The following is a 7496-nucleotide window of genomic DNA, read 5'->3' on the forward strand; positions in this document are numbered from 1 at the left end:
AAGCCGCCGGCATGCAGGCCGCCGGCACGCAAGCCGCTGCGCCGGCGCTGGACGCGGCCGCCTTGCAGCCCGCGGCGGACCCTGCGGGCGCAGGTGCCCGACCGGCCTCAGGAGACTGAATGATGAACCCGATCCGCACTGTCGTCGCCCCCACCGACCTCTCCGCGCTCGCCCGCCACGCGGTGGTGCGCGCCTGTCTGCTCGCCGCCGAGCTCGGCGCGCGCCTGTCGCTGCAGCACGTGGTCAATGCCGGCGCGCTCGACGCCTTGCGTCACCTGCTTGACGCCGACTCGGCCGGGCTGCAGGAGAAGCTGCTCGACGAGGTGCGCGGAGAGGTCGAGGCGCTCGCCGCCGAGATGCACAAGCGCCACGGGGTGACGCCCGAGCTGCACCTGGCGGTGGGCGGCGTGCTCGGCGAGATCGTCGGCCACGCCGAGGCGATCGACGCCGACCTGCTGGTGATGGGCGCGCGCGGCGCCGGCTTCATGCGCGAGCTGCTGATCGGCTCCACCACCGAGCGCGTGCTGCGCAAGTCCGTGCGGCCCATGCTGGTGGTCAAGCAGATCGCCCACGAGCCCTATCGCCGCGTGCTCGTGCCGGTGGATTTCTCCGCGCGCGCGCTCGAGGCGCTCGAGTTCGCGCGGCGCGTGGCGCCGCAGGCGGAGTTCGTGCTGCTGCACGCCTTCGAGGTGCCCTTCGAGGGCAAGCTGCGCTACGCCGGGGTCGAGGAGAACGCGCTGTCCTCGCTGCGCGTCAATGCCCGGCGCGAGGCGGGTGCGCAGATGAACGAGCTGGTCGCGCGCGCCGGCCTCGACGAGAACCGCGTGCGCCGCATCGTGGTCCACGGCGAGGCCACCACGCAGATCCTCGAGCAGGAGCAGGAGCAGGACTGCGACCTGATCGTGATCGGCAAGCGCGGCCACGGCCTGCTCGGCGAGATGCTGCTCGGCAGCGTCACCAAGCACGTGCTCGCGCGCTCGACCGCCGACGTGCTGGTCTGCGACCGCAAGCCCGACTGAGGCGTGTCGGTCGCGGTCGGGCGCTGCGCGCGCGACCGCTTCGTCCAGGTCGCATCTTTGCGCCAGGCACAGCCCGCCGACCCTGTGCGGCTCGCCCGCCAGGGCGTACACTCGCGCCCTTGCCGCGCCCGCGAGGCGCCGATGGAGAACTCATAATGAAAACCGAACATGCCCCGACGATCCAGCGCGCCGACTACCGGCCGCTGTCGTGGACGGTCGAGACCGTCGATCTGCACTTCCGCCTCGACGCCGAGGCCACCCTGGTCACCAACCGCATGCGCTGCGTGCGCAACCGCGACGCCGCCGAGGGGCCGATCCGGCTGTGGGGCGAGGCGCTCGAGCGCGTGTCGCTGACGGTCGATGGCGCGGCGCCCACCGCGGTGCGCGAGGCCGATGGCGCGCTCGAGATCGACGCGAGCGGCGACGCGGTGTTGGTCGAGGTCGTCACGCGGGTGAATCCGCGCGCCAACACCACGCTGTCGGGCCTCTACCTGTCGAACGGCGGCTTCTTCACCCAGTGCGAGGCCGAGGGTTTCCGCCGCATCACCTGCTTCCCCGACCGCCCCGACGTGATGGCGCGCTACACCGTCACCCTCGAGGCCGACCGCGCGGCCTGCCCGGTGCTGCTCTCCAACGGCAACCTGGTCGAAGAGGGCCTGCTGCCCGAGGGCCGCCACTACGCGAAGTGGGAGGATCCCTTCCCCAAGCCCTCGTATCTTTTCGCGCTGGTCGCGGCGAAGCTGGTCGCACTCGAGCGCCGCGTCACGACGATGTCGGGCCGCGAGGTGCTGCTGCAGGTCTGGGTGGAAGCGGGCAACCTCGACCGCGTCGAGCACGCGATGGATTCGCTGGTGCACTCGATGCGCTGGGACGAGGAGAGCTTCGGCCTGGAGCTCGACCTCGACCGCTTCATGATCGTCGCCGTGGCCGACTTCAACATGGGCGCGATGGAGAACAAGGGGCTGAACATCTTCAACACCAAGTTCATCCTCGCCAAGCCCGACACCGCCACCGACCTCGACTACGAGAACGTCGAGAGCGTGGTCGCGCACGAGTACTTCCACAACTGGACGGGCAACCGCGTCACCTGCCGCGACTGGTTCCAGCTCACCCTCAAGGAAGGCCTCACCGTCTTCCGCGACCAGCAGTTCTCCGCCGACATGCTGGCGCGCGCAGCCGGCCCCGAGGGGGCGGCTTCGGCGCGTGCGGTCAAGCGCATCGACGACGTGCGCGTGCTGCGCGCGGCGCAGTTCCCCGAGGATGGCGGGCCGATGGCGCACCCGATCCGCCCCGACAGCTACCAGGAGATCAACAACTTCTACACCGCCACGGTGTACGAGAAGGGCGCCGAGGTCATCCGCATGCTGCACACCCTGCTCGGGCAGGAGGGCTTCCGCAACGGCATGGACCTCTACTTCAGCTATTTCGATGGCCAGGCGGTGACCTGCGACGACTTCGTCGAGGTCATGTCGGAGGCCAACAACGGCTTCGACCTCGACCAGTTCATGCGCTGGTACGAGCAGGCCGGCACGCCGCGGGTGAAGGCGAGCGGGGTGTGGAACGCCGCCGACGGCAGCTACACGCTGACGCTGGCGCAATCGACCCCGGCCACGCCGGGCCAGCACGTCAAGCAGCCGCTGGTGATCCCGGTCGCGGTGGGCCTCATCGGCGCGGACGGGCGCGACGTGGCGCTGCGGCTCGAAGGCGAGGCGCAGGCGGGCGCCTGCACGCGCGTGCTGAAGCTCACCGAGGATGTGCAGGTCTTCCGCTTCGTCGGCGTGAGCGCCGAGCCGGTGCCCTCGCTGCTGCGCGGCTTCTCGGCGCCGGTGATCCTGGAACTCGACGAGGACGATGCGCGCCTCGCCTTCCGCATGGCGCACGACGCCGACCCCTGCAACCGCTGGGACGCCGCGCAGCGCTACGCCGAGCGCGTCGCGCTGGCCCTCGCCGCCGATCCCGCGGCGGTGGTGCCGGAGGCCTTCGTTGCCGCCTTCCGCACGCTGTTGAACGACGGCGCGCTCGACCCCGCCTTCCGCGCGCAGGCGCTCGCGCTGCCGGGCGAGGCCTACCTGCTCGAGCGCATGTCGCCCGCCGACCCCGCCGCGCTGCGCAGCGCGCTGGTGCGCATGATGCGTGCGCTCGGCGCCACGCTCGCCGCCGACTGGCTGGAGGTGGTCGAGCGCCTGCAGCTGGCGGGCGCGTACCGCTACCACCCGGGCGACGCCGGCCGCCGCGCGCTGGTGAATCTCGCCCTGCGCTACCTCGCCGCCGCCGGCATGGCCGACGGCCTGGCACTGGCCGAGGCGCGCTTCGCCGACGCCACCAACATGACCGAGCGCTTCGGTGCGCTCGCCGCGCTGGTGCAGAGCACGAGCCCGGCGCGCGCCGCCGCGCTGCAGGCCTTCCACGACCGCCATCGCGACGACGCCCTGGTGCTCGACAAGTGGTTCGCCCTGCAGGCCGGCGCCTGGCGCTGGGGCGACGCCGCCGAGCCCGCGCTGGCACGCGTGCGCGTGCTGCTCAGCGACCCCGCCTTCAGCCTGTCGAACCCGAACAAGGTGTACGCGCTGCTGGGCACCTTCTTCCGCGCCAACCCGGGCGAGTTCCACGCCGCCGACGGCAGCGGCCACGCCTTCTGGGTCGAGCAGGTGATCGCGCTCGACGCCCGCAACCCGCAGGTCGCCGCGCGCATGGCACGTGCACTGGAGAACTGGCGCCACTTCACCCCCGCCCTGCAGGCCAGCATCCGCCCGCAGCTCGAGCGCGTGCTCGCCGCGCCGGGCCTGTCCGCGGACGTGGCCGAGATCGTGGGCAAGGCGTTGGGGGCGTGAGGCGTGAGGAGTGAGGAGTCAGGAGTGAGGTGAGGGGGCGGCGCGGGCCTGGTTCCTGAGCGGTCCCTGCGCGCTTCTCGTCCGCGCAAACGACGACGCCGGACCCGACCCTCGTCGGCTCCGGCGTCTGCATTTCTGGCGGCGGTGTCGCCGCGCGGCTCACTCCGCGGCGAGGTCGCCGGCGATGTAGCTCTCGAGCTGCTTGATGGTCTTTTCGTGCTGGGTGACGATGGATTTCACCATGTCGCCGATGGTGACGATGCCGATCACCCTGCCTTCCTCGACCACCGGGATGTGGCGGAAGCGCTTGGCGGTCATCGTCGCCATCACGTCGTCGGCGGTGCCCGTCAGGCCGACCGTGTAGGGGTTGGGCGTCATCAGGTCGCCGACCTTCACGTCGCGCGACACCAGGCCCTTGAGCACGACCTTGCGGGCGTAGTCGCGCTCGGTGAAGATCCCGACCAGCTTGTCGCCGTCGGTGACCAGCACGCAGCCGATGTCGAACTGCGCCATCAGCGACAGCGCGTCGAAGACCGAGTCGGTCGGGCGCACCGCATGGAAGGTGCCGCCTTTCGCCTCGAGGATCTGTTTTACCGTCGTCATCATCTTTCCACTCCCCCTTCTTCGTTGAAATGCGCGCCGCAGGTCGCGGCCGGGCCTTTATTCGCGGGTTTTACGGTTTTTAACCAGATCCGCCCGCCGATGCAAGCGCGAGCGCACCCGGATCCAGCCCCCCGCTTCAGATTTCCAGGTTGTCGATCAGTCGCGTGCGGCCGAGTTTCGCCGCCGCGAGCACGACGAGCGCCTCATCCGCCTGTGTCGGCGGCTGCAGGTCGAGGCGGCGGCGCACGGCGATGTAGTCGGGCGCCCAGCCCGCGGAGCTCAACGCGGCCATCGCGTCCACTTCCAGCCGCGCGAAATCACGCCCCCCCGCGCGCACCGCGTCGCGGATGCCCGCGAGCAGGCGATGCAGCAGCGGCGCACGCTCGCGCTCGTCCGCGCTCAGGTAGCCGTTGCGCGAGGACAGCGCGAGGCCGTCCGCGGCGCGCACCGTCTCGCCGGCTATGACCTCGATCGGCATCGCCAGTTCGCGCACCATGTTCGACAGCACCATGAGCTGCTGGTAGTCCTTCTTGCCGAACAGCGCGACCTCGGGCTGCACGAGGTTGAGCAGCTTCATGACCACGGTGGCGACGCCGCGGAAGTGGCCGGCGCGGAACTCGCCCTCGAGGATGGCGACCTGCTCGTGCGGCGGATCGACGTGGTAGCGCTGCGGCTGCGGGTACATCACCGTCTCGTCGGGCGCGAACAGGTGCTCGACCCCGGCGGCGGCGAGCTTCTCGCAGTCGGCGGCGAAGGTGCGCGGATAGCGCTCGAAGTCCTCGCCGGCGCCGAACTGCAGGCGGTTGACGAAGATGCTGGCGACGACGCAGCCGGCGTGCTCGCGCGCCTGGCGCATCAGAGCGATGTGGCCCTCGTGCAGGTTGCCCATGGTGGGCACGAAGGCGACGCGGCCGGCGCCCGCGCGCGCGGCGCGCAGGCTGTCGATGGTCTCGTGGATCTGCATGTGTGTGCTTTCTCGCGTGCGCGACGCGGGTTCAGTAACAGTGCTCGGCGGCCGGGAAGCTGCCGTCCTTGACCGCGGCGACGTAGCGCGCGACCGCTTCCTCGATGCTGGCCGAGCCTTCCATGAAGTTGCGCACGAAGCGCGCGGTCTTGCCGGGGAAGACGCCGAGCAGGTCGTGCAGCACCAGCACCTGGCCGTCGCAGGCGGCGCCCGCGCCGATGCCGATGGTGGCCATGCTCGAGAGGCTGGCGGTGATCTCGCCGGCGAGCGCAGCGGGCACCATCTCCATCACCATCAGCGCCGCGCCGGCCTGCTCGAGCGCGAGCGCGTCGGCCTTGAGGCGCGCGGCACCTTCCTCGCTGCGGCCCTGCACGCGGTAGCCGCCGAGCTGGTGCACCGCCTGCGGGGTGAGGCCGATGTGCGCGCACACCGGCACGCCGCGCTCGACGAGGAAGCGCACGGTCTCGGCCATGAACGCGCCGCCTTCGAGCTTGACCATCTGCGCGCCCGCGGCCATCAGGCGCGCGGCGTTGCGCATCGCCTGCTCGCGGCTCTCGTGGTAGCTGCCGAAGGGCATGTCGGTGACGACGAAGGGGCGCGCCCCCGCGCGCGCCACGCACTCGGTGTGGTAAGCCATCTGCTCGACGGTCACCGGCAGGGTGGATTTCTGTCCCTGCAGCACGTTGCCGAGCGAGTCGCCGATCAGGATGGAGTCGACCCCGGCACGGCCGAGGAGCGCGGCGAAGCTCGCGTCATAGGCGGTGAGCATCGCGATCTTGCGGCCTTCGGCGCGCATCTTGCCGAGTTCGAAGAGGGTGACGGGCTTCTGGTCCTGGAGATAGCTCATTCATCGCTCCTGTTGGGAGGCGGCAGTGTCGGGCAAACTGGTGCATTGCACAAGCCTCGCAGCCCTCGCCGCGCGGCGGCCGGGCGAACTCAGTCCGCGTAGCCGAAGAACTCGCGGTAGCTGCGCATCTCGCGCAGGCGCACGAGCAGCAGCTCGAAGTCCTCGTCGCGGTCCACCGGGTTGAGCTTGCCGGCATCGACGATGAAGAGCGGGGCGGCGTCGTACTGGTAGAAGTAGCGCGTGTAGCGCTCGGCGACCTGCTCGAGGTAGAGCTCGGTGATGCGGCGCTCGGCGTCCAGTCCGCGCTTGCGGATGCGCTCCATCAGGGTGTCGGGGCGCGCCTGCAGGTAGATCACCAGGTCGGGCCGGGGGGCGTTGCGCGGCTGCAGGCCGTCATGCACGCGGCGATACAGCGCGAGTTCGTCCGGCGACAGGTTCTGCTCGGCGAAGAGGTGGTCCTTGTCGAACAGGAAGTCGGCCACCACGCGGCGCTCGCCCTCGATCGCGCCCAGGGTGGAGAGCTGGTCGATGCGCTGGAACAGGAAGGAGAGCTGGGTCGCCAGGCCCCAGCGCTCGGACTGCTGGTAGAAGCGGCCGAGGAAGGGGTTGAGCTCGGCCTGCTCGAACACCGCTTCGGCCTGGAGGCGGTCGGCCAGGCGGCGGGCGAGGGAGGTCTTGCCGGCGCCGATCGGACCTTCGACGACGATGTAGCGGGCCTTGTCGAGCATGCTGGGCTGTCTTTGCGGCGAGCGCGCGTCAGTTGCGGAAGATGAAATACACCGCGCCGAGCATACACAAGGCCGCCCACAGGTAGTCAAGCTTGAGCGGCTGCTTCATGTAGAGCACGACGAAGGGCACGAAGACCAGCAGGGTGATCACCTCCTGCATGATCTTGAGCTGGGCGAGGCTGAACGTGGTGGCGCCGATGCGGTTGGCGGGCACCTGCAGCAGGTACTCGAAGAGCGCGATCCCCCAGCTCACCAGCGCGGCCACGTACCAGGCCTTGGTCTGCATGTTCTTCAGGTGGCCGTACCACGCGAAGGTCATGAACACGTTGGAGGCGGTGAGCAGCAGCGCGGTCTGCATCCACACGGGAATCGAGCTGACGGACTGGATCCAGGCGGCCATGGGCGGACGGAGGGCGGGGCGGTGGCGAGCGGGTCAGGGGTGGGGGCGGCGCGCGGTGTCGGCGGGGGCCGGCACGCGCTCGATCGCCTGGCCGGCGAGCGCGG

At 70.5% G+C, this 7496-nt stretch carries 7 protein-coding genes; 2 read left to right on the forward strand and 5 right to left on the reverse strand.

Annotation, left to right across the window (positions count from 1 at the left end):
- Positions 1-119: 119 nt before the first annotated feature.
- Positions 120-1019 (forward strand): universal stress protein, encoded by a 900-nt coding sequence (locus C667_RS18035; protein ID WP_004373858.1) that lies wholly within the window; start codon positions 120-122, stop codon positions 1017-1019.
- Between the two features lie 155 nt (positions 1020-1174).
- Positions 1175-3850, forward strand: coding sequence for an aminopeptidase N (pepN, locus tag C667_RS18040; protein WP_004373859.1), 2676 nt, complete (start codon positions 1175-1177; stop codon positions 3848-3850).
- A gap of 159 nt (positions 3851-4009) precedes the next feature.
- Here pepN and C667_RS18045 read toward each other — a convergent pair whose 3' ends face one another.
- The 5 genes from C667_RS18045 to C667_RS18065 all read right to left on the reverse strand — a co-directional run bounded on the left by C667_RS18045 (position 4010) and on the right by C667_RS18065 (position 7392).
- Positions 4010-4456, reverse strand: a complete 447-nt coding sequence (locus tag C667_RS18045) for a CBS domain-containing protein (protein WP_004373860.1) — start codon at positions 4454-4456, stop codon at positions 4010-4012.
- Positions 4457-4589: 133 nt separating this feature from the next.
- Positions 4590-5417 carry a pantoate--beta-alanine ligase gene (gene panC / locus C667_RS18050; RefSeq protein ID WP_004373861.1) on the reverse strand — a complete coding sequence of 276 codons (828 nt, stop codon included), beginning with the start codon at positions 5415-5417 and terminating at the stop codon, positions 4590-4592.
- A 31-nt stretch (positions 5418-5448) separates the two neighbouring features.
- On the reverse strand, positions 5449-6264 hold the full coding sequence (gene panB, locus C667_RS18055) for a 3-methyl-2-oxobutanoate hydroxymethyltransferase (RefSeq protein WP_004373862.1): 816 nt from the start codon (positions 6262-6264) through the stop codon (positions 5449-5451).
- Positions 6265-6353: 89 nt separating this feature from the next.
- Positions 6354-6992, reverse strand: coding sequence for a deoxynucleoside kinase (locus tag C667_RS18060; protein WP_004373863.1), 639 nt, complete (start codon positions 6990-6992; stop codon positions 6354-6356).
- A 28-nt stretch (positions 6993-7020) separates the two neighbouring features.
- On the reverse strand, positions 7021-7392 hold the full coding sequence (locus tag C667_RS18065) for a DMT family protein (RefSeq protein WP_004373864.1): 372 nt from the start codon (positions 7390-7392) through the stop codon (positions 7021-7023).
- Between the last annotated feature and the right edge of the window lie 104 nt (positions 7393-7496).

The organism is Thauera phenylacetica B4P, from assembly GCF_000310225.1.
GTDB classification, from domain to species: Bacteria; Pseudomonadota; Gammaproteobacteria; order Burkholderiales; family Rhodocyclaceae; genus Thauera; species Thauera phenylacetica.

Excerpts from the sequence above, each read along its gene's own strand:
- C667_RS18035 (WP_004373858.1), top strand. The coding sequence starts at position 120 with ATGATGAACCCGATCCGCACTGTCGTCGCCCCCACCGACCTCTCCGCG.
- pepN (WP_004373859.1), top strand. The coding sequence starts at position 1,175 with ATGAAAACCGAACATGCCCCGACGATCCAGCGCGCCGACTACCGGCCG.
- C667_RS18045 (WP_004373860.1), bottom strand. The coding sequence starts at position 4,456 with ATGATGACGACGGTAAAACAGATCCTCGAGGCGAAAGGCGGCACCTTC.
- panC (WP_004373861.1), bottom strand. The coding sequence starts at position 5,417 with ATGCAGATCCACGAGACCATCGACAGCCTGCGCGCCGCGCGCGCGGGC.
- panB (WP_004373862.1), bottom strand. The coding sequence starts at position 6,264 with ATGAGCTATCTCCAGGACCAGAAGCCCGTCACCCTCTTCGAACTCGGC.
- C667_RS18060 (WP_004373863.1), bottom strand. The coding sequence starts at position 6,992 with ATGCTCGACAAGGCCCGCTACATCGTCGTCGAAGGTCCGATCGGCGCC.
- C667_RS18065 (WP_004373864.1), bottom strand. The coding sequence starts at position 7,392 with ATGGCCGCCTGGATCCAGTCCGTCAGCTCGATTCCCGTGTGGATGCAG.